General features: G+C 45.3%; 16 protein-coding genes and 4 tRNA genes. 13 read left to right on the top strand and 7 right to left on the bottom strand.

Annotation, left to right across the window (positions count from 1 at the left end; translation table 11 throughout):
• Positions 1 to 24 precede the first annotated feature (24 nt).
• Genes MO387_RS19610 through MO387_RS19595 form a run of 4 tightly spaced genes read left to right on the top strand, consistent with a single transcriptional unit; the run spans position 25 to position 4,706 of the window.
• A complete protein-coding gene (locus MO387_RS19610) occupies positions 25 to 1,446 on the top strand; it encodes a TolC family outer membrane protein (RefSeq protein ID WP_107946338.1) in 1,422 nt (473 codons plus the stop codon).
• Complete coding sequence (locus MO387_RS19605) at positions 1,443 to 2,051, top strand: OmpA family protein (protein WP_107946337.1); 609 nt, start codon at positions 1,443 to 1,445, stop codon at positions 2,049 to 2,051. The genes MO387_RS19610 and MO387_RS19605 overlap by 4 nt, the downstream gene beginning before the upstream one ends.
• Positions 2,052 to 2,070: 19 nt before the next feature.
• On the top strand, positions 2,071 to 2,778 hold the full coding sequence (locus MO387_RS19600; RefSeq protein ID WP_107946336.1) for a transglutaminase-like cysteine peptidase: 708 nt from the start codon (positions 2,071 to 2,073) through the stop codon (positions 2,776 to 2,778).
• Between the two features lie 8 nt (positions 2,779 to 2,786).
• The gene (locus tag MO387_RS19595; protein ID WP_012588738.1) at positions 2,787 to 4,706 is read left to right on the top strand and encodes an EAL domain-containing protein; all 1,920 of its coding nucleotides are present in this window, start codon (positions 2,787 to 2,789) and stop codon (positions 4,704 to 4,706) included.
• A 512-nt stretch (positions 4,707 to 5,218) separates the two neighbouring features.
• On the opposite strand, the gene MO387_RS19590 is transcribed toward MO387_RS19595, so the two are convergent.
• The 4 genes from MO387_RS19590 to MO387_RS19575 form a co-directional block, all read right to left on the bottom strand.
• Positions 5,219 to 5,295, bottom strand: a tRNA-Pro gene (locus tag MO387_RS19590).
• A gap of 56 nt (positions 5,296 to 5,351) precedes the next feature.
• Positions 5,352 to 5,428 (bottom strand) — tRNA-Pro (locus MO387_RS19585).
• Positions 5,429 to 5,460: 32 nt separating this feature from the next.
• A tRNA-His gene (locus tag MO387_RS19580) sits at positions 5,461 to 5,536 on the bottom strand.
• A 53-nt stretch (positions 5,537 to 5,589) separates the two neighbouring features.
• Positions 5,590 to 5,666: transfer RNA gene (locus tag MO387_RS19575), tRNA-Arg, on the bottom strand.
• A 206-nt stretch (positions 5,667 to 5,872) separates the two neighbouring features.
• On the opposite strand from MO387_RS19575, the gene MO387_RS19570 reads away from it, so the two are divergent.
• Positions 5,873 to 8,521, top strand: coding sequence for a diguanylate cyclase (locus MO387_RS19570; RefSeq protein WP_107946328.1), 2,649 nt, complete (start codon positions 5,873 to 5,875; stop codon positions 8,519 to 8,521).
• A 47-nt stretch (positions 8,522 to 8,568) separates the two neighbouring features.
• On the opposite strand, the gene rep is transcribed toward MO387_RS19570, so the two are convergent.
• Complete coding sequence (gene rep, locus MO387_RS19565) at positions 8,569 to 10,581, bottom strand: DNA helicase Rep (protein ID WP_107946327.1); 2,013 nt, start codon at positions 10,579 to 10,581, stop codon at positions 8,569 to 8,571.
• A 234-nt stretch (positions 10,582 to 10,815) separates the two neighbouring features.
• Here rep and MO387_RS19560 point away from each other — a divergent pair, with 234 nt between their 5' ends.
• The 3 genes from MO387_RS19560 to MO387_RS19550 all read left to right on the top strand — a co-directional run bounded on the left by MO387_RS19560 (position 10,816) and on the right by MO387_RS19550 (position 11,942).
• On the top strand, positions 10,816 to 11,070 hold the full coding sequence (locus MO387_RS19560; protein WP_006083441.1) for an accessory factor UbiK family protein: 255 nt from the start codon (positions 10,816 to 10,818) through the stop codon (positions 11,068 to 11,070).
• Between the two features lie 96 nt (positions 11,071 to 11,166).
• Positions 11,167 to 11,511, top strand: coding sequence for a hypothetical protein (locus MO387_RS19555; protein ID WP_107946326.1), 345 nt, complete (start codon positions 11,167 to 11,169; stop codon positions 11,509 to 11,511).
• An 83-nt stretch (positions 11,512 to 11,594) separates the two neighbouring features.
• Entirely contained in the window at positions 11,595 to 11,942 is a 348-nt protein-coding gene (locus MO387_RS19550) for a hypothetical protein (protein WP_107946325.1), read from the top strand.
• Here MO387_RS19550 and MO387_RS19545 read toward each other — a convergent pair.
• Complete coding sequence (locus MO387_RS19545) at positions 11,939 to 13,111, bottom strand: crosslink repair DNA glycosylase YcaQ family protein (RefSeq protein WP_107946324.1); 1,173 nt, start codon at positions 13,109 to 13,111, stop codon at positions 11,939 to 11,941. The two genes, MO387_RS19550 and MO387_RS19545, sit on opposite strands and share 4 nt — an antisense overlap.
• A 245-nt stretch (positions 13,112 to 13,356) precedes the next feature.
• Between MO387_RS19545 and MO387_RS19540 the strand changes: the two genes are divergently transcribed.
• The 3 genes from MO387_RS19540 to MO387_RS19530 all read left to right on the top strand — a co-directional run bounded on the left by MO387_RS19540 (position 13,357) and on the right by MO387_RS19530 (position 16,448).
• A complete protein-coding gene (locus MO387_RS19540) occupies positions 13,357 to 13,863 on the top strand; it encodes a hypothetical protein (RefSeq protein ID WP_107946323.1) in 507 nt (168 codons plus the stop codon).
• A gap of 199 nt (positions 13,864 to 14,062) precedes the next feature.
• Complete coding sequence (creD, locus tag MO387_RS19535; RefSeq protein WP_107946322.1) at positions 14,063 to 15,541, top strand: cell envelope integrity protein CreD; 1,479 nt, start codon at positions 14,063 to 14,065, stop codon at positions 15,539 to 15,541.
• 124 nt (positions 15,542 to 15,665) lie between these two features.
• The gene (locus tag MO387_RS19530; RefSeq protein ID WP_107946321.1) at positions 15,666 to 16,448 is read left to right on the top strand and encodes a phosphatase PAP2 family protein; all 783 of its coding nucleotides are present in this window, start codon (positions 15,666 to 15,668) and stop codon (positions 16,446 to 16,448) included.
• A gap of 50 nt (positions 16,449 to 16,498) precedes the next feature.
• Here MO387_RS19530 and MO387_RS19525 read toward each other — a convergent pair whose 3' ends face one another.
• Positions 16,499 to 17,224, bottom strand: coding sequence for a transporter substrate-binding domain-containing protein (locus MO387_RS19525; protein ID WP_107946320.1), 726 nt, complete (start codon positions 17,222 to 17,224; stop codon positions 16,499 to 16,501).
• A gap of 190 nt (positions 17,225 to 17,414) precedes the next feature.
• Here MO387_RS19525 and MO387_RS19520 point away from each other — a divergent pair, with 190 nt between their 5' ends.
• Positions 17,415 to 17,915, top strand: a complete 501-nt coding sequence (locus MO387_RS19520) for an Lrp/AsnC family transcriptional regulator (RefSeq protein ID WP_006083449.1) — start codon at positions 17,415 to 17,417, stop codon at positions 17,913 to 17,915.
• A 368-nt stretch (positions 17,916 to 18,283) separates the two neighbouring features.
• On the top strand, positions 18,284 to 19,648 hold the full coding sequence (locus MO387_RS19515; protein ID WP_107946319.1) for a sodium-dependent transporter: 1,365 nt from the start codon (positions 18,284 to 18,286) through the stop codon (positions 19,646 to 19,648).
• The last annotated feature ends 197 nt before the right edge of the window (positions 19,649 to 19,845 follow it).

Here is a 19,845-nt window from a genome sequence, read left to right as displayed (position 1 = left end):
TTTTTATAAACCGGGAGGTTGGTCATGAAGACTTCAGCAAGACGACAATTTCAATGTTCAAAGATAGCCATAGTGCTGTCATTGATCCTGTTACCTTTATCGGCTCAAAGCCAGACGTTAGAACAAGCCGTTGCACATACGCTTGATACGAATCCTGATTTACGTGTTGCCTTCAACCGCTTTAAAGCGCGTGAAGAACAAGTTAATCAAGCAATCGCAGGCTATATGCCGACTATTGATGTCAGTGGTGGCTACGGCTACGAACAGACTGATAGCGTATCGACCCGTAGACGACCAAATATCGGCGATGTCGATAGCAAAGGGGTGGCAGAATTAAACCGCGGAGAGTTTGGTGTTAGCTTAAAACAAATGCTTTTCGATGGTTTCTATACCAGCAGCGAAGTTGATCGTTATAGCTTTGAAGCCAGCGCAGACCAATGGGCACTGCTTGCTGCAGCTGAAGATATGGCACTCGATGTCAGTAAGGTCTACCTCAACTATTTGCGCACTGATGAAGTGCTGAAATTAGCAGAGAAAAACCTTAACAGCCATAAAGAAATTTATGACCAAATCAAGCAACGTACTGATTCAGGTTTAGGCTCAATTGCAGATCTCTCTCAAATCACGGGACGTTTGGCGCGGGCTAATGCCAACGTGATTTCTGCTCGCAACAATTTACTTGATGCAAAAGCGCAATACATCAGAATTGTAGAATCGGCACCAGCAGACTTAATCTTACCTGTTCCCGATGCAGAAATGCTGCCAAAGGATCTAAGCTCTGGCATTATCGCAGCACAGGAGAATCACCCCATACTCAAATCTGCAGCAAACGATATTAGCGCCGCAGAAAATGAGCGCTCTTCAGTACAATCTAATTACTACCCTCAGGTGTCTTTGGAGCTGAATGGTAATTGGAATAATGATGTCGGCGGCGAAGATGGTATCTCTGGCGCAGGAGCCTTCCGCAGTGATGTGGGTGGCTATAGCAATGATTTAATGGCCATGGTTCGAGTAAAGTATAACTTATTCTCGGGCGGTAAAGATCTTGCCCGTGAGAAAGAAACGGCCTACAAACTTGGTGAAGCCAAAGAAATCCGTCAGCGTGCCCAGCGCGAAGTCGTGGAAGGCGTCAATCTCGCTTGGAACGCATTTGAATTACTGGCACCTCAAAAGCAATACATCCGAGACCATGTCATAGCCGCAAAAGATACCCAATCAGCCTATGCACAACAGTTCAATTTAGGCCAACGCAGTCTTCTCGACTTGTTGGATACCGAAAATGAGCTCTTCGAAGCTCGTAAAGACTATTTACAGGCAGAGTATGATGAAATCATTGCTAAGTATCGCGTTCTAAATTCCACAGGACGCTTATTAGACTCTCTCAGAGTCACCAGACCTGAAGCATGGCGTGGAGAACGCAACTATGAAGGAGGAGCCAACCAATGAAAACGATAATCTTTTTTCTCAGTGTCACGATTTTAGCTGGTTGTTCAATGCGCGATACAGTTAATATTGACGAAATGACCACAACTCAAGCCTATGATCTATCAGATAAAGATGGAGATGGTGTTATTGAGGCCCGTGAACGCTGTAATGATACCGCACAAGGTGCCGGCACTGACAACTATGGCTGTGGCAAAATCAAAGCGATTAACGAGCGTAAAGAGTTAAGCATTTTATTCCCAAATGACTCTGCTTATATTGCACCAGAGTACTATCCTCAAATTGAGGAAGTCGCTGTATTTTTACAACAATACCCAACGACTAAAGTGACAATTGAAGGGCACACTAGCCGCACGGGAACCGATGAGCGCAACTTAGTATTGTCCCAAGAACGTGCCGATGCAGTGACAGCAGTGCTAGCAGAAAGATTTGGTATCGATAGAAACCGGCTCACAGCTAAAGGCTATGGTTCTAGTAATCCAGTGGTTTTAGAACGTACTCCAGAGGCTGAAATTCGTAACCGCCGTGTCGTGGCTGAAGTAACCGGTGATGATACGGCCACAGACATGAAATGGACGATTTACTCGGTCGATGACAACACAAAATAAAGGACTCACACATTAGGTTATGAACGGCAGACTTGGTTATAAACATTCATTATTGCGAGTCTGCCGTTTTAGCCTAATAGCGTCAGCCTTAGGCATATGCTGCCTATATGCTGCCCCCACACAAAACCTTGATGAAGGGAAGATCACTTCAACCCTTGAAAAACGTTATGGTGAGCGTGCAGGGATGCGAGCTAGGGCTTGGTTCAAAGTTTTATCGGAAGCGAGTGCACTGGATGAAAAAGAAAAGTTATTAAAAGTGAATAACTTTTTCAACTTATTCCGCTTTATTGATGACAGTAAATTATGGGGTGAGTCAAATTATTGGGCAACGCCGATGGAGTTTATTGGCGTGAATGGTGGTGACTGCGAAGATTTTTCGATCGCTAAATACTTCACCTTGCTCCAACTTGGCGTGCAAGAGGACAAGATGCGGATCACTATGGTTAAAGCGACTACGGTGAATCAATACCACATGGTATTGGCTTACTATGAGACACCAGCATCGATCCCCTTAGTTCTCGATAATCTTGATCATGAAATAAAGCCTGCCACCAAAAGAAAAGATCTACTACCTGTTTATAGCTTTAACGGTAAACAGTTATGGCTCAATAAAGAGCAAGGTCGAGGTGTACTAGCGGGTTCGTCAACACGGCTAGAAAAATGGAACGATCTTAACCATAGATTAGGTGTTGACCGCCTTAGACAACCAAAATTAAAACTGGAGTAGCACCAAAAATGACACTGTTTAGACAGATTTATTCGCTGCTTTTTAGCCTATTTTTGCTCGTAGTTGCAAGCCTTGGCTATGTGCAATTTACTGAGACTCAAAGCTTTTTAACCAAGCAAATGGAGTCAGATCTAAACAATGCCAGCACTTCACTTGGTCTAATGCTTACTCCAGCACTTCAAGCTGGCGATACCGCAGCGGCAGAAACCTTAGTGAATGTCATCTTCGAAGGTGGCTATTATCAAAATGTAAAGCTGACATGGATGGTGGATGGTAAGCAACAAGAGTGGAATAACCCTTTAAGAATTGAAGATGTACCTCAATGGTTTATCAATTTAAATCTATTTAAAACCATAAAAAAACAAAGCACTATTACTTCTGGCTGGTTGCAACTCGCGCAACTTGAGATCACCGCTCATCCTGGGTTTGGTTACCATGAGCTGTGGCGAATCATGTCCAATACGATCATTGCCTTCTCTCTACTTTTCCTCGTCGCCATTTTTACCGCAAGAATTGGTTTAACGTGGATATTGAAACCTCTACACACTTTGTCGGAACACGCGAAAAGTATTGCGGCACGCCAATTTGGCCCAGACATGGCATTACCTAAGACCACTGAATTGAAAGACTTAGTGACCGCATTTAACAGTATGTCGGCGCAGTTGAAGCAAGTGTTTCATTCCCTCGACGAAGAAGTCGGCGCGTTACGTAAGAAGAATCTTGTCGATCCTGCGTCAGGCCTGCCTAACCGCCAATACGTGGTGAGCCGTTTAAATGGTTGGTTGAGTGAACCTAGCAGCGGCGCGTTATTCCTGGCTAAACTCGACTGGCTCGAAGAAGTGCACAGCAAATATGGCTACCAAGTTCGAGATGAAACCATACGGATCTTGGCAGAGAAGTTTCAGCTGCAGTTAAACGAAATAACACCGTCTGTCATAGGCCGCATTGCCGCCTATGAATTTGCATTTTTAGTGACTGATGTTGAACACGATCAAATCAGCAAATATTTACAAACGCTTATCCGCACCATCAACCAAGAAATGTCAAAGGCAGGCTGTAAGCCTAATGAAGACTTTGCTATTGGTATTGCGGAGCGTATTGGGCAAATGAATGTGTCGGATATTTTGGCCCAAGCCGACAACGCCCTTCAAAAAGCGTTACAAGAGAATAAAACATTCCATTGGTTTGAAACCACAGAGCAGCAACTATTCACCCGTGAACAGTGGCGGGATAACCTTAGCCATGCCATCAGTAATAAGAAGTTTAAGTTTAGATGGCAGCCTATCCAGTTTTGCGATGGGGATGGTATAGCGCAGCGGGAATTATATTGCCAATTAGAGCTCGGCGATCAACTCGCCCATGCAGGGCAATTTATGCCTTATATCGAGCTCTTATCACTCGGTGCCTTGCTCGATAAATGTTTGATTGAAACCGTCTACGAGCAGAAACTGCTAGAGCGTAGCTATGAACCGCTCGCGATTAATTTAACCCACCAAAGTATTAACGATCCTCACTTCCATGAGTGGCTCAATCACTTCTTACGTAATGCCGCATTTATTGAGCGGATCTGCTTCGAAATCCCTGAGGCAGGCGTTTATAGCGATCTTAAGTCGTGTCAGCACTTATGTAACATTATTCGAGATAATGGCGCTAAGTTCGGCATTGATCACTTTGGCCGTCAGTTTGGCTCTATGTCTTATCTACAGGAATTAAGACCGAGTTATGTGAAACTCGATCAATCCTTCGCCTACTATGATGAGACACACCATAATAGTGAGCTCTGCCGCGCGCTAATCAACGTAGCGAAAGGATTAGATATTCAAGTCATAGTGACGGGTATTCAAGAAAAAGCTCAGCTAGAGCGCTTTAACGAGCTTAGAACAGATGCCTATCAAGGCTTTATCGCCCCTCCGGTGAGTCTTGATTAAGCCAAATTAAGAAGTGATATTAAAAGTAAAAAGCTCCTTTGCGGAGCTTTTTACTTTTCTAACGACAGAATGGCTATATCGATACCGTTGCACATCTGTATTGCCTACATAGAGTTTAAGCAAACGCATAAACAATTTCTATATGAAGCTACATTGCACAAATACAAAAAAGTCCCTGTGTATTGATTAAGAATGCTGAGACGTTTCGACTTATCTGTTCGATGCGTTGAATTTGGTCGATACGTTGAAAGCGCGAGGATTCAACCTCTTCTTTCTAACAATAATGCTCTTAATAACAATAAAAACAAGCAAACCGCAGATACAAAAAAGCCCCAGTGTATTCATTAGAATACTGAGGCTTTTTTACTTATTTGGTCGATGTGCTGAAAGAGTGAGGATTCAACCTCTTCTTTCTAACAATAAGGCTCTTAATTCCAATAAAGACAAGCAAACCGCAGATGCAAAAAAGCCCCAGTGTATTCATTAAGAATGCTGAGGCTTTTTTACTTATTTGGTCGGTGATAGAGGATTCGAACCTCTGACCCTCTGGTCCCAAACCAGATGCGCTACCGGGCTGCGCTAATCACCGTAAACTGTTCACTATTTACTTAACTTACATTAAGTTCGCTAGCTATGCGAAGAATTTGGTCGGTGATAGAGGATTCGAACCTCTGACCCTCTGGTCCCAAACCAGATGCGCTACCGGACTGCGCTAATCACCGAGAATATCAATCTTTATATAAAATAAATGAAATGGGGTGACTGATGGGGCTCGAACCCACGACAACCGGAATCACAATCCGGGACTCTACCAACTGAGCTACAATCACCACTGACTTTCACTTATCTTGCTAACCTAAAAGCTCACAACTCTGTTCGGAATTGGTGCGCCCAAAAGGATTCGAACCTTCGGCCTCACCCTCCGGAGGGGTGCGCTCTATCCAGCTGAGCTATGGGCGCTCGCCTTGGTTAGCGCCGCATATACTATGGTCAAATCCCCTTTGAGTCTATAGCTGTTTTGCACTTTTTTTACTAACTGCTCAAGTTTTATCACATTAGCTGACTTTTAAAGCAAAATGCAGCCAAAATATGACTTGGATGTTACAGTATTTCATGCTAATTATAGAGATTGGTAAAAACAACCCTATATTTAACTAGTGAGTATCATGTTTAAGGATGAAGATGAAACTGGCCAGCCTCGTATAAATGAAGCTGAACGCTTACGCAAAAAAATTATTCGCTTAAAACAATTAGCGCATAAGTATAAGCATGCTGAGATCATTCAAAACGCATTACTCGAAATATCCAATATTGCGACCCATGCTTCTTCACTCGAAGAATTCTATGTCGGCGTGCATAGCCACCTAAAACAACTCATCCCCGCTGATAATTTTTTTATTTCAACCCTTGATATCAGCACTGGCGAGCTTGCTATCCCTTTTTTCGCCGACGAAAAAGACGCGCATCCTGCAGAGCTTTATCCAGAACAATCATTATCAACATTATTACAACAGGGATTAACGGGCTACGTTCTTAGAACGGGTAAGGCTTTGTTATGTGATAATGACAAAGTCAATGAACTGATTGCCGCAGAGGAAATCGTTAACTTAGGTTCTCCCTGCCATTTATGGCTTGGCGTGCCCATTAAACACGATGACATAGTAACCGGAGTGTTAGTCGTACAAACCTACGACACAAATGTCAGCTATGGGGAAATCGAACTCGAGTTGATGACCTTCATTTGTCACCATATTTCAGGAGTGATGGAACGGCTCAAGCATCAAGAGCAATTAGAACAAGCCATTCAACAAAGAACCAGAGAACTCAGCCAAGCCTATGATAAATTAAAACTAGAAGTCTATGAAAGACGCAGAGCCGAGCGCTTACAAAAATCACTGTTCGAAATTGCCGAACTAGCCAGTTCCAGTGCCGACAACCCAGACTTTTATGCCCAGTTACATAATATCATTCGACATCTTATTCCTGCCAACAATTGCTATATCGCGCTTTTGGATGACACAGAAACACATCTCACGTTTCCCTTTTATGTCTCGCAATTAGCCAATAAGCACCCAGGAACTCGGCCGCTACAGGACGGCTTAACCGAATATGTGCTCAAACATAAGCGGCCACTGCTGTTAGATCAAAATAGTATCAATGCGTTAATCGCCTCTGGTGAGCTGTATTCCCAAGCACCAGAATTAAATCATACTCAGACTATGCATCAATGGATTGGTATTCCTCTCTTTATACATGATCAAGTACGTGGTGCCTTGACGATTTACAGTTTTAGCATGACGCAGAATTACCAGGTCAAAGACTTAGAATTACTGACATTTGTCTCGCAACACATTGGTTCTGCTATTGAGAAGAAACTGTCCGCTGAGTCCTTGCAGCGCAGTTATGAAGAGCTAGAAGAAAAAGTCATCGACCGTACGAAAGCGTTAGCCGAACTCAATCAAAACCTTGAGAAAGAAATTCAACAACGCCGCAGTATGGAAGCTAAGCTAGTTCACGATGCTAAGCACGATGCGCTCACAGGCTTGCCTAACCGCGCTATGTTTATGGAGCGCTTATCTCACGCGATTAAGCACGTCCGTCGCCACAGCTTAGAACAATTTGCCCTACTCTTTATCGATCTCGACCGCTTCAAACAGATTAACGACACTATGGGACATTTAGAAGGCGATAAATTCTTAATTGAGACCGCAAGCCGCCTCAAGTCCTGCATTCGTGATAACGACACCTTAGCGCGCCTAGGTGGCGATGAATTCGTTATCTTGCTCGATAGTATTAACAACATTAACGATGCAAGAGATGTATCAGAAAGAGTGATCCAAAAAATATCCCAACCCTATCGACTCGGCACCATGGAATTTAACTCTGGCGCCAGTATCGGTATTACCATCAGTGGTAAGCATAAAGTCGATACCAGTGAATCTATGTTACGTAATGCAGATACTGCCATGTATCAGGCGAAAGCCAACGGTAAGGGTTGCTATGTTATTTTTGATGATAGCGCCCAACATCAAGCTATACAGGATGTTGAGTTAGAAAATGAATTTCGGCATGCATTACACAATGCCGAAATCGAACTCAGTTATTTACCTGTCGTCGATTTTAACACTGGTCAAGTGCATGCATTAGAAAGCCGTCTGTTCTGGCAACACCCACTACGTGGACTTTTACAACAAGAACAACTCAGTGCACTTGCTGAACAATCACATCTTACTGTTGAACTCGATAAATATACGATAAGCATAATAGATCGCACTTATGCTGAACTGCTTAAGCAACATGATGAATCTATTGAATTACATGTGATGCTTTCGAGCCAACATCTCAAGCATAAGCACGTACTGCGCAGTTTGAAAAACACCCTCAAGCAGACCCAGTTAAACCTGAGCCATTTGTGGTTATTCTTTAATGAAAAAGCCCTAGTGCAGGAGACTGAAAATCATATCAATGGCTTTGAATTGTTGCAGAAACTCGGGGTGAAACTCGGTATCAGTCATTACGGTAGCGGCTATAGTGCATTAAATAGCTTATTGTTTTTGCCGATTAAAGGCTTAAAGCTCGACGCCAATCTCACTAAACAGATACACGCTGAACAGCAGCTTAAATTAATGTCCGCTTATCAAAAAACGGCATCAACCTTAGAACTGCAAACCTTTGTTGATGGCATTGATAGCCCTGAACAAAAACGTATCTTCAGTAAACTGGGTTATCAGCTGGGTCAGGGGGCTGCTTTAGCCGACACTTTTACCTTAAGTGACGCCCAACCACAGATCTGTACTCAGCTCGAATATGCCTAGATAAAACCCGAGCGATTGACTTTAAATAACAGTAAGCGAAACGCTCGTTATTTTTTAAACATATCCCTTAAGCTAGAAATGTTGGCTCGCCCAGTCTGCATCCGCTCCTGCTCCGTTTGCTGTGGTTTACGATTTTCCCACACCACATCATCTTGAGGTAACTCAAGCAAAAAACGGCTCGGCTCACAACGCATGGTTTCACCAAATTGACGTCTTTCACGACAGAGGGTAAACCACAGTTCACGTTGAGCCCGAGTGATGCCCACGTAGGCTAAGCGACGCTCTTCATCGACATTGTCTTCATCTATGCTGGTTTGATGGGGCAAGATCCGCTCCTCCACTCCCACCATAAACACAAACGGGAACTCTAAGCCCTTAGAAGCATGCAAGGTCATCAACTGCACTTGATCGCCGCCTTCGTCCTCACTATTGCGCTCCATCATGTCTCTGAGCGTCAGTCGAGCCACGACCTCAGGTAAGGTCATTGGCTCATCTAATTCATCACCTGCGAGCATCTCAGTTACCCAACGGTAAAGCTCTGAGATATTCTTCATCCGCATTTCAGCGGCTTTGGCACTCGTGCTGGTTTCGTATAGATAATCTTCATAATTGATCTTACGGATCAAATGCTTCACTGCCTCGACAGGTTCACCACGCTCTGCATGATCCCCGGTCTCGACGATGAAACGACCAAATTGATACAGGGATGACATGGCCGCCGGCGGCAAATGATGATTGAGTTCCGGCTCAAAAATCGCCGCAAACATAGAAATATGCTTCTCATTAGCGAAATTACCTAAGCGCTCTAAAGTCGATGGGCCTATGCCACGTTTAGGCAAGTTAACGATGCGCAGGAAAGCATTATCATCATCGGGATTCACCACCAGCTTTAGATAGCCCATGATGTCTTTGATTTCAGCACGGGCGAAGAATGACGTGCCACCACTCAATTTGTAAGGAATGCGGTTCGTCATCAGCGCGCGCTCGAGTAACCGCGATTGATGGTTGCCGCGATACAGAATCGCATAGTCGCCAAACTGAGTACGGCCAACAAACTTGTGTCGCACTATTTCCGCGACCACACGTTCTGCCTCTTGCTCCTCGTTGGCGGCAAATAGCACCCGCAGCGGCTCCCCATAGGCAAGCTCACTAAAGAGCGCTTTATCGTAAACATGGGGATTGTTCGCGATAAGAATGTTGGCAGCCCGCAGGATCCGTTGACTAGAACGGTAATTCTGCTCGAGCTTAATTAACTTAAGCTGCGGAAAATCCGTACCCAATAACACTAAGTTTTGTGGTTTAGCACCGCGCCATGAATAGATGGACTGATCGTCGTCACCCACTACGGTAAAGCGCGCCCGATCACCCACTAACAGCTTTACCATTTCATATTGGCTGGTATTGGTATCTTGATATTCATCCACCAGCAAGTATTGGATCTTGGTTTGCCAGCGGGTACGCACTTCTTCATGATGCCGCAACAATAAGGTTGGCATCAGGATTAAATCGTCAAAATCTAAGGCGTTATAGGCTTTCATGTGCTGGGCATAACGCTGATACAACATGGCAAATAAATGCTGCTGCTCATCTTTAGCGATTTTGCGCGCATGCTCGGGAATAACTAAACCGCCCTTCCAGTTTGAAATCGTACTGGCGAGCGCTTTGAGTAAATCTTTATCTTCGTCTAATTCGTCTTGGGTTAACTCTTTGAGCAGTGCCAAGGTATCTTGATCATCAAACAGCGAAAATCCCGGCTTTAAGCCTAAGACCTTATGCTCACGTTTAATGATTTCAAGCCCTAAGGTGTGGAAGGTTGAAATCCACAGGCCTCTGGCCTCTTTGCGTCCCATGGACTGAGCGACCCGCTCTTTCATCTCACGGGCAGCCTTGTTGGTGAAGGTCACCGCCGCAATATTGCGCGCCTTATAGCCGCACTTTTCGACCAAGTAACCGATTTTATTGATAATTACGCGCGTCTTACCACTGCCCGCACCCGCCAATACTAGGCAAGGGCCTGAAACATAATGAACAGCATCGTTTTGGGCGGGATTGAGTTTCATCTTTGCGCAATATCCAAACAAGTCGACAGAAAGGGATGGGATCATAGCAGAATCGGCGGTTTTAAGGCTAACAAATCCCCGCTTGGGCTGAGCAGAACTCAACCCAATAGACATGCTTAGCCGTGATATAAGCCTCAACAACGACTCACTAAAGCCATCGTGCGTTAGCTTTACTTTTGAAACCTAACGCACTGAGTTACAATCGAGCTATTCAGTGAAGAGGCGGACAAGATTATGATCAATCCAAAGAAAATCGAAGAAATGGCGAAACAGCTGAGCGAAAGTTTGCCCAGCGGTCTGAAGCAATTTGCCGGTGAATTTGAAGAGCGCAGCAAGCAAGTTCTGCAAAATCAATTACTCAAGTTGGATATGGTTTCCCGTGAAGAATTTGATGTGCAGCAACATGTGCTACTGAAAACCCGCGAAAAGTTAGAAGCGCTGCAAGCTCAAGTCAATGAGTTAGAAAAAAAGCTCAACGCTGCGGGCTAACTTACGTTACGCATATTGAATAAAGCACGGTGAGCGAAAGCGCAGCTGTGCTTTTTTGTTTTTAACGCTTCGAGCAGTGCGTCACTTGGGGAAACAATGCAGCAACTCGCCAGCTATATTCTTGCGATTCATGGATATCCAAACTTAGTATCGGTAGTGAGCCATTCGAGTAAAAGCCATAGCTATCAAGATAACGACCTCGATATTCATGAAGTAGAAACGCTGTATCACTTCGATAACGGCGTGGTGATCTGCCAGCAAACCGAGCAAGATCAACTCATGATTGAGGCGGCATCGGACAGTGTTTGCGAAGACTATTGGATAAACTATCGGGTGATAGCATCGAGCGGAATCGTTATTTCACCGCAGCAGAAATCCTTCAGTAACCTTTGCCAACAGGGATTCTGGCTCAAGATGCAACGGGATCGTAGCTCAATATAGACCTGTAAAATAGACCTACAAAATAGACCTGCAAGCCTGTGTGATTTAGACAAAGCATCAACAGAAGGAAGACGATAAGCGTGATGGAAACCGCTGTGGAGTTAATCACTTTTGAAAGCCTAATACGCTGGACATTCCTCCTGCTCGGTGGCCTACCGTTACTCACTTATCCCGGAGTGTTCCTCGCCAGTTTGATGGGACTGGCCAGTCAATCAAGCATTAAACCCGCTTTTATCACTCGATTGATGAATCAGTGTTTTCTATGGGGAAGCCTAGTTTATCCCGCCGTGTATATTCCCTGCTATCGCCTTGCTAGCAATAGCACTGCGACTTCATCCTTAATCATTGCAGCGCTGCCACTGCTGTATCTGATCTTACTGTATGGCTGCTTTCGCTTTATGGACATCCCAATTAAAGCGGCTGATGACTAGCACTTTTGTTGCCGTGCATATTTTTGCTTCAGGCCTTTATGATTTGCTTTAACTAACTTCCAGCGATCGCAGTTGTTGAAGCGGGCGTATTCACTGACGGCGATGTCAAATGCAGCACAGAAATCCTCATCTAAGCCATTCACCATCACGTCCTCTTCTAAGGTCAATTGCTGTAATAGCAATATGCCCGTTTGGCGATCAGCTTTCACATCCACTCGGCCAACAAAAGTGTCGCGCCACAGAATCGCTAAAGAATAATAACCATACCGACGCTTTTCAGCGGGTACATAGACTTCAATTTGATAATCAAAATCAAACCATTGCTTTAGCCGTTGCCGTTGGATTAATAAATTATCGAAGGGATTTAGCAGCCAGACTTTATTAGATAATGGCGCATTGAGCTGTAATGCACAGTGATAGAAGTAACTTTGGCCAGCAACCTTAAAACTGGCTAATAACCCCTGTGAGTGCATCTCTACCAGCTCTTGGGCAACCGCTGATTTTAATCCTTTACGTAAATAGGCAATTTGCGCCGCTGTGCCAAAGGCATGGGCATAGAGATAACGGTCAATCAGATAACGGATAAACTCAGCCTCTGTTGGTGCCTCGGTATTAATACCTTGTGGTAACACCCGCGCAGTGAGATCGTAAACCTTCTGGAATTTTTCCCGCCGCACTACCATCAACTCACCACGCATAAAGAGCTGCTCTAGGGCTTTTTTCGCAGGTTTCCAATCCCACCAGACACCGTTTTTACCTTCACTGTGTTCAAAATCACTGGCCTTGAGTGGCCCTTCTGCAAGGATTCGTGCCCGCACTTCTTGCATTACTTTATCGTCGGGCTCAAACCAATGCTTACCGCCATTTTGCAACTGTTGTTTACGTTGCAAACTAAACCGGTAATCGGCAATCGGTAAATAAGCCGCCGCATGGGACCAATATTCAAAAATCTCACCTTTAGCCAAAGCCGAATCGAGCATCTTCGGCTGGTATCCAGGCATACGGCTATGCAATACATGGTGATGCGCCCGTTCAACCACATTAATCGAGTCGATTTGCACATAACTGAGGCGCGAGATAGTCTCAGCCACCGAGGTCTGTGGCTGCAATAATCCTTGCTGCTGCATCGTTAATTGCAGCCATTCGTGGGGTGAAAAGGGATTAGACATCTCGTTTCCTAAGGTAAAACCTGCAAACACTAAGCCCAACAGACAAAACTAAGATTCTAAAAAATGCTGATGTAGTTTGTATCTTTCAAATGAGCCCCTAAAATACACCGCAAACCAGCTCATGCAGCGCGCTGTTCGGATAACATAAGCCATTTATAACTTAACGGCTATCGCTTTACAGCCTTGTGAGTTACACAGCTCAAGGTAGCGCCGACCGCGCGCTGACGCCTCATTAAGGATTGATGATGAATCTCTACTATCGCCAAGCACAACTCTGCGGCCGCAAAACGGGCAATGGCGCTAAGCTGCCATTTTTAATGAATATCTTGTATTCACTTGCCGCTAAAAATGGCGATCACCAGCCCTTTTCAATGGATGACATTAACGCCGTATTGTTCAATCAACATCATTCCATTGGTTGCTCTATCAAAGCGCCGCTACCGATAGTGAGTTGGCGCACCGAAGCAATCTGGTATGAGTTATTTAAAGGTGAAGAGCTGGTTTATCTGCCCCAATGCATCATCTTTAGCAATGGCGCCATCGCCTATGTCATTGTCGTCATAGGTGATGAGTATGAGCTGCGTATTTGGCCCGATTACAGTAACCGTGAGCGAGAAAAACAGCACTGGTTTTCCCACCATGCCGTAGTCTATTCCGCCGAACTTGACGTCTTTAAGCAAAGCTTCGCAGCACTGCTTAAGCATATTCGAAAAGAAGACGACTATGAGTCAAAACACCCCAAGTTTGGCTAAAGCGCAATGCTTTTGAGTAACTCATGTATCGCTTAATATTTTAATTAACAGCCACTGCCATAATCTTGCCACTATTGATCAGCAACTTGCCCGCAACTCTTACGGGGAAATCTGTTTTAATACCCGCCGTGATACCGAGCTAACTCAGCACAATCTTAGCGGTGAAGTCTCGGTCGTATTTCATAGGGAATGAAATCCAATGTTCAGTATTATTTTCTGGGTACTCACCCTACTTAGTTTGGCCTTATTTGGTGGCGCGGCCTATTTAGTGGTGCGCGCACTCCTCAAAAAATTTAATCAAAATCAAGGAATAGACATGGAATCGCCACAGGCACTGTCCTCACACAGTAAAGGGACGTCACTCGCTAAAAACACGACTCTATTGAAAGCGTTAACCATAGGCATACTGTCGATCTTAGCTTTGATCCCATTAGGGATCATCATGGACATGACCTCAGATCGCGAAGCCCTGTACCACAGTGTTGTCGATGAAATTGGCCGTTCATGGGGCGAGCAGCAAACGCTCTCAGGACCTGTGCTTGTCATTCCCTATAGCTATTTTGTGATGCAGGAAGAAGTCAGCGCCGATGGCAAAAATCGCCATCAAGTAAAGCGTACCTATCAAGATGAATTGGTCATACTGCCGAAAAAACTCAAACTAGATTTAGATCTCAAACATGATTTCCGTACCCGCGGCATTTATCAATCCTTAGTTTATAACGCCACTTTGCAAGGCAAAGCAGATTTCAGTTTAAGTCATTATGAAATCCCCAACCTCATTGCCTTTGACAATAAAAATGCGCGCCTCGCCTTTGGTGTCTCATCAAATCAAGCCATTGATAAAGTGGATAAACTTGAATTGACGGGTGAGGCGGTCACGCTGTCAGGCTCGCTGATGTCGGGTACAGGTTTAGGCACCACTGGCGGCTTAGAAAAAGGCTTCAACCAAGGTGTACAAGTCGGTGAAGCGAGTGACTTTAGTGTGGACTTTGCGATGACACTACGCGGCTCGCAGTCGATTAGTGCCTTACCGCTGGGCGAACAAACCCTGCTCAATATTCATGCGGATTGGCCACACCCGAGCTTCAAGGGATTATTACCCGCAGAACGGGACATCAACGCGCAAGGCTTTACTGCAAGTTGGAATATCAGCCACTTAACCCGTAACTATCCACAAGAGTTTATTAAGAGTAATCAATCGACTCTCACTGAAGTGTCGGCCAATGCGATTTTATTCGAACCAGTGACTCACTACGGCAAGATTGAACGCTCAGTGAAATACGGCCTACTGTTTATCGTACTGACTTTTATCATGTTATTTATTTTTGAGCTGGGGCAAAAAAACAGTCTTAGTACGATTCAATATGTGTTAGTCGGCAGCGCCATGGCCTTGTTCTATTTGCTCCTGCTGTCGCTATCTGAGCATTTAGCCTTCTTGCATGCCTATTTAATTGCCGCCTGTATTCCTGTGCTATCGGTATCCGCCTATGTCGGCAGCGCCACGGCAAGTATCAAGCGCGGCGCGATAGTGGGCATTATGCTGGTGAGTTTATATGCCGTGCTGTACTCGATACTGCAACTTGAAGACTACGCCCTGCTGATGGGCACAGGATTACTGCTCGTTGTCCTACTGATTTTGATGTTTGTCACCAGGCATCAACCCAAGAACACGGCGTAACAACGCCCTACCAATCCACCCTTGAAGACCCCCGACAGCGCCACTTTTTGCTGTCGGGATTTTTTTTGATTGGCAAAGCCATTGCCGCGTTGTAGCCTATGGCGTTTATCAAGAGGCTTATATTTTGATCCATAGCGCCTATCTTTTCCGCCGTTTAGGCTTTGCTTGGTTATTGCTGGCAAGCATTCCTGGCTTACTGTTACTGACCCAGAATCAGCTGTTCCCACTGATCGATCTGCACTCTCACTTAGCCCAAACTTTATATTGGATTACCATGACGGGCACAGCGCCCTATGGCGTGGCCACTGTGTTGTTTGTGCTCGCTATCGCCTATCGTCTTATGCCTAAAGCCCTCTTTATGAGTTTGTTTTTAGCCATTAGTCTCAGCCAAGTCATCAGCTTAAGTGTGAGCCATACGCTCAAATCCTATTTTAAAGAGCCCAGACCTAATCTGGTCTTTTTGGCTAAGCAAGCACTGCCTACGGACGAACAGCTTTCACTCGATGCCTTTTATCAATTGGATAAACAAGGGCGCTCCAAGACAATATCCACTGTGCTCGATGGCTTAAAAGTGACTGAACCTGAGATGAGGCTCGACTCGCGCATTCACCAGCATTGGGAAGATGAAATCGGTTATTCCTTCCCCTCTGGACATACCATTTTTGCAGTGACGCTCGTGCTCACCGCCAGTTACTATCTGCTGCTCGCAGGCTTACCTAGCCTTGTAATAGCATTATGGAGCTGGGGATTATTGATGGGATTAAGCCGCATGCTATTAGGAATGCACTGGCCACAAGATGTGCTGTTTTCGACCTTTTTAGCCGCCTTCATCAGCTGCTTGAGCGTGTTCTTAGTCAGTAAGCTGCGTCCACTCCCGCAAGCGCTCGTGAACAAGCCCAAACCCTAACCTCTGTTGTTGCTCACCTCAACCGAGTCTCTCCAAATACTTAGGCCTAGCTAAGCACTGCCTAAGTATTTGGCCACTAAGGCCTGATAAACTCCATTGGCCTTAATTTTTGCCAACCCTTGATTAAACGTGTCCCGCGCGACTGAGTTGTGGAACACCATGCGATAGGATGTCGGCGGGAAAATAAAGTGATAGCTCAATGCTTGCTGGGTGTCGATATTGGGTTCAACAAACCGATTCAATTGGGTAAAGATATAACGGTCGGCAATCACAGTATTAATCCGGCCTAAGTACAACATACGATTCTGGCTTAATTGAGTATCGACTTCGCGATAAATCGTCTGTTGCGCTACGGCATTAAATTCAGCGCCGAGCAATAGGCGAGCATTTTCAAAGGCCGCAATACTGTAGTTTTTTAGATCGGCAATACTTTTTATTTCAAGGTGTTGCGCAGCCAAGCTAATTGCCACATTGGTATAGTCGACATAATCATTAGACCAATAGCCATCGACACCATTTGCGGGATTCATGGTCATCACGGCATCTAATCTGTCTTTGTTGAAATATAAGACTTGGCGCTTACGAGAGTAAAATTTAAAGTTAACTGACTGGCCCATTTCCTTAAAGGCGGCCTTAATAATATCAATCTCAAGTCCCGATTCGGCATCTTCGATAATATAGGGTGGGCGATTTAACGCACTACCAATGGTTATCGAGGCAGGAAATGCATACGTCGGTAAGATTAATAGGCAGATTAACAGCAAACTCAAGCGCATACAGTGTCTCACTCTTATTAGTATCATAACTATAGCGGTTAATGCTGGGAGATCCAGACAGCGCGCCCTCACTCACAATCAGTAAAGGTGATCACTCCCCCAACTTTTACAACCTGATTACTCAAGATTTTTGGCAAACTTGGCTAAGGCTGGCAAACTAGGGGCTGACCCAGCTAACCCTAAGCTTTCGATGACAGAAACTCACCCATACAAACTCGATCAACTCGATTTAACCATTTTGCGTTTACTGCAAACCCACGGCAGATTGTCCAACCTCGAACTGGCCAATAAAGTCGGCCTATCGCCGTCCCCTTGCTCGCGCCGTGTTAAAGCCTTAGAAGAAGCGGGCTATATTGCCGATTATGCAACGCGTCTGTCGGCGGATAAATTCAACCTGCATTTGACCGCGTATATCCATGTGCGGATGGAAAAACACACGCCTGCAATCCTCAATCAATTTGAAGCCAATGTACTGGCCTATGAAGAAGTCCAAGAATGCGCGCTGATCACAGGTTCTGAAGCCGACTACCAACTCAAAGTGTTAGTGCAAGATATGGCGCACTTTCGCACTTTCCTGTTAGATAAACTCACGACCAATGTGCATATCGCAGGTGTGCATTCCAGCTTTGTGTTGAAAAAGGTCAAAGACCACACGGCCATTCCCTTAAGCCATATCACCATTCAACCATAGGCTCAGTAAAAGATACGGCGCTCTGACACTCAATGTTGCGACATGACTCAGACTTATCCAGTCACAATCGCGGTTCAAGTAAAGTCATAGCATCAAAATACCCACTAAGCTTCTGCCATACGGTATTTTTTGACCATAAGATCACAATTCATTGCATTTTTATCATCGCAATTATTCACTAAAGCGAGCTCGCTCGTCGTCGCTACTCGCAATATAGTCTCGAAAAACACAACAAGAAGAAATATAACGCTAAATTACCTGCAAAATAGGAATATAAATTGCCGATTAACATCATTTTAACGCACTAAAATTGCGTTGAACTTCTTATTTATCCGCCTAAGATACGCCTTCTTTTTACGGGAGGCACAATGCAATCGGCCAATACAAGTTCGACTAACCACTTCAGCTCACGCTTAGGTTTTATCATGGCGGCAGCCGGTAGCGCCGTTGGTGTAGGTAACATCTGGGGATTCCCCACCCAAGCAGCCACCCATGGCGGCGGTGCCTTTTTACTGGTTTACCTGGTACTGATTTTCATCCTAGGCATTCCCATGTTAATGGCCGAACTCATGATAGGTCGCCACGGACAGACCAACCCCGCCGATGCCATGGGCAAACTCGGCTTCAACACCCTAACTCGCAGTTTAGGCAAGGCGATAGGTTTGATTTCCATCGTCACCGCGGGATTAATCTATACCTTCTACAGCATTCTTTCTGGCTGGTTTGTCAGCTACGCCATCGCCCCGATTGCCACAGCTTTGGGCTCGAACGACACCGCAGCTTGGTTAGTGGATTTCTCGCTATCGCGCAATCTGGTGTTCACGCTGATCTTCAGCACACTCGTGTTTCTGGTATTGCTGCAAGGCGTACAAGAAGGCATAGAAAAATGGTCGAAACGCTTGATGCCGTTATTGTTGATCATGCTGATCGCGGGCGTGGCGTATATCTTCACTCTTAATGGCGCGAGCGAAGGCATTACCGCACTATTAACGCCTAACTTTGCTAAGGCACTGGCGCCTGATACCTTGATCAGCGCGCTCGGACAAACCTTCTTCTCCCTCACCATAGGCACAGGTGCCATGATGGTTTATGGCAGCTATTTGAGCCAAAAAGAGAATATTGCCAAACTGACCGTCTGGGTTGCCTTTACCGATAGCGGCATCGCCTTTCTCGCCGCTTTCTTGATTATCCCTGCCATGTATGTGGCCCAGCACAATGGCGTGGAGATTTTTAACGCCGAGGGCAAATTACTCGATTCAGATGCGCTGGTGTTTACTGTCTTACCCGCTTTATTTTCGACCTTAGGTGACACAGCCAACCTCATCATCAGCGTGGTGTTCTTTATTCTGCTGATCATCGCCGGCCTGACTTCTGCCATTTCCATCGCCGAAGTCCCGACTAGCTATGTGATGCAAAAATTCGGACTCAGCCGCCAGCGCGCAACCTTGATCATTGGCCTATTGCTGACCTCATTATCCCTATTGTTGGCGGTATTTTTTGAGACGCTATTTAGCTTCACTATTATGCTCACCACCCAAATCGCCCAGCCGCTGGTCGCCCTCGGCATTGCGATTTACTTAGGTTGGATTTGGCGCCAAAGCCAGTTACTCAAGGCGATTCGTGGACAAGAGGGTGTCGATACCACAGGACTCTTCTGGCGCATTTGGCCAAGGTACGTGAAGTATGTGTGCCCAGTACTGATTATCGCGATCGCCATCAGGCAATTTGTGTAACCCTTTAAAAAGCAAAAATCCCCGCTTAATGCGGGGATTTTTATTTAGCTATTGTCCCGTCCTGAAATATGTTGACATAAAGAGGACTTCTTTATGACAACATCAATTAACTCAAGCCGTAAGCGCACACAACGAGATTACACCTTAGCCTTTAAATTAGGCGTTGTAGAGCGTGTTGAAAAAGGCGAAATGACGTA

This window comes from Shewanella sp. N2AIL (assembly GCF_022690845.1).
GTDB lineage: Bacteria > Pseudomonadota > Gammaproteobacteria > Enterobacterales > Shewanellaceae > Shewanella > Shewanella baltica.
Note: the sequence above shows the minus strand (reverse complement) of the source record. Positions and strands in the feature narration are given on the sequence as shown.

What these genes read in the sequence shown, in the direction of transcription:
- MO387_RS19610 (WP_107946338.1), top strand. Translation starts at nt 25, where the DNA reads ATGAAGACTTCAGCAAGACGACAATTTCAATGTTCAAAGATAGCCATA.
- MO387_RS19605 (WP_107946337.1), top strand. Translation starts at nt 1,443, where the DNA reads ATGAAAACGATAATCTTTTTTCTCAGTGTCACGATTTTAGCTGGTTGT.
- MO387_RS19600 (WP_107946336.1), top strand. Translation starts at nt 2,071, where the DNA reads ATGAACGGCAGACTTGGTTATAAACATTCATTATTGCGAGTCTGCCGT.
- MO387_RS19595 (WP_012588738.1), top strand. Translation starts at nt 2,787, where the DNA reads ATGACACTGTTTAGACAGATTTATTCGCTGCTTTTTAGCCTATTTTTG.
- MO387_RS19570 (WP_107946328.1), top strand. Translation starts at nt 5,873, where the DNA reads ATGTTTAAGGATGAAGATGAAACTGGCCAGCCTCGTATAAATGAAGCT.
- rep (WP_107946327.1), bottom strand. Translation starts at nt 10,581, where the DNA reads ATGAAACTCAATCCCGCCCAAAACGATGCTGTTCATTATGTTTCAGGC.
- MO387_RS19560 (WP_006083441.1), top strand. Translation starts at nt 10,816, where the DNA reads ATGATCAATCCAAAGAAAATCGAAGAAATGGCGAAACAGCTGAGCGAA.
- MO387_RS19555 (WP_107946326.1), top strand. Translation starts at nt 11,167, where the DNA reads ATGCAGCAACTCGCCAGCTATATTCTTGCGATTCATGGATATCCAAAC.
- MO387_RS19550 (WP_107946325.1), top strand. Translation starts at nt 11,595, where the DNA reads ATGGAAACCGCTGTGGAGTTAATCACTTTTGAAAGCCTAATACGCTGG.
- MO387_RS19545 (WP_107946324.1), bottom strand. Translation starts at nt 13,111, where the DNA reads ATGTCTAATCCCTTTTCACCCCACGAATGGCTGCAATTAACGATGCAG.
- MO387_RS19540 (WP_107946323.1), top strand. Translation starts at nt 13,357, where the DNA reads ATGAATCTCTACTATCGCCAAGCACAACTCTGCGGCCGCAAAACGGGC.
- creD (WP_107946322.1), top strand. Translation starts at nt 14,063, where the DNA reads ATGTTCAGTATTATTTTCTGGGTACTCACCCTACTTAGTTTGGCCTTA.
- MO387_RS19525 (WP_107946320.1), bottom strand. Translation starts at nt 17,224, where the DNA reads ATGCGCTTGAGTTTGCTGTTAATCTGCCTATTAATCTTACCGACGTAT.
- MO387_RS19520 (WP_006083449.1), top strand. Translation starts at nt 17,415, where the DNA reads ATGACAGAAACTCACCCATACAAACTCGATCAACTCGATTTAACCATT.
- MO387_RS19515 (WP_107946319.1), top strand. Translation starts at nt 18,284, where the DNA reads ATGCAATCGGCCAATACAAGTTCGACTAACCACTTCAGCTCACGCTTA.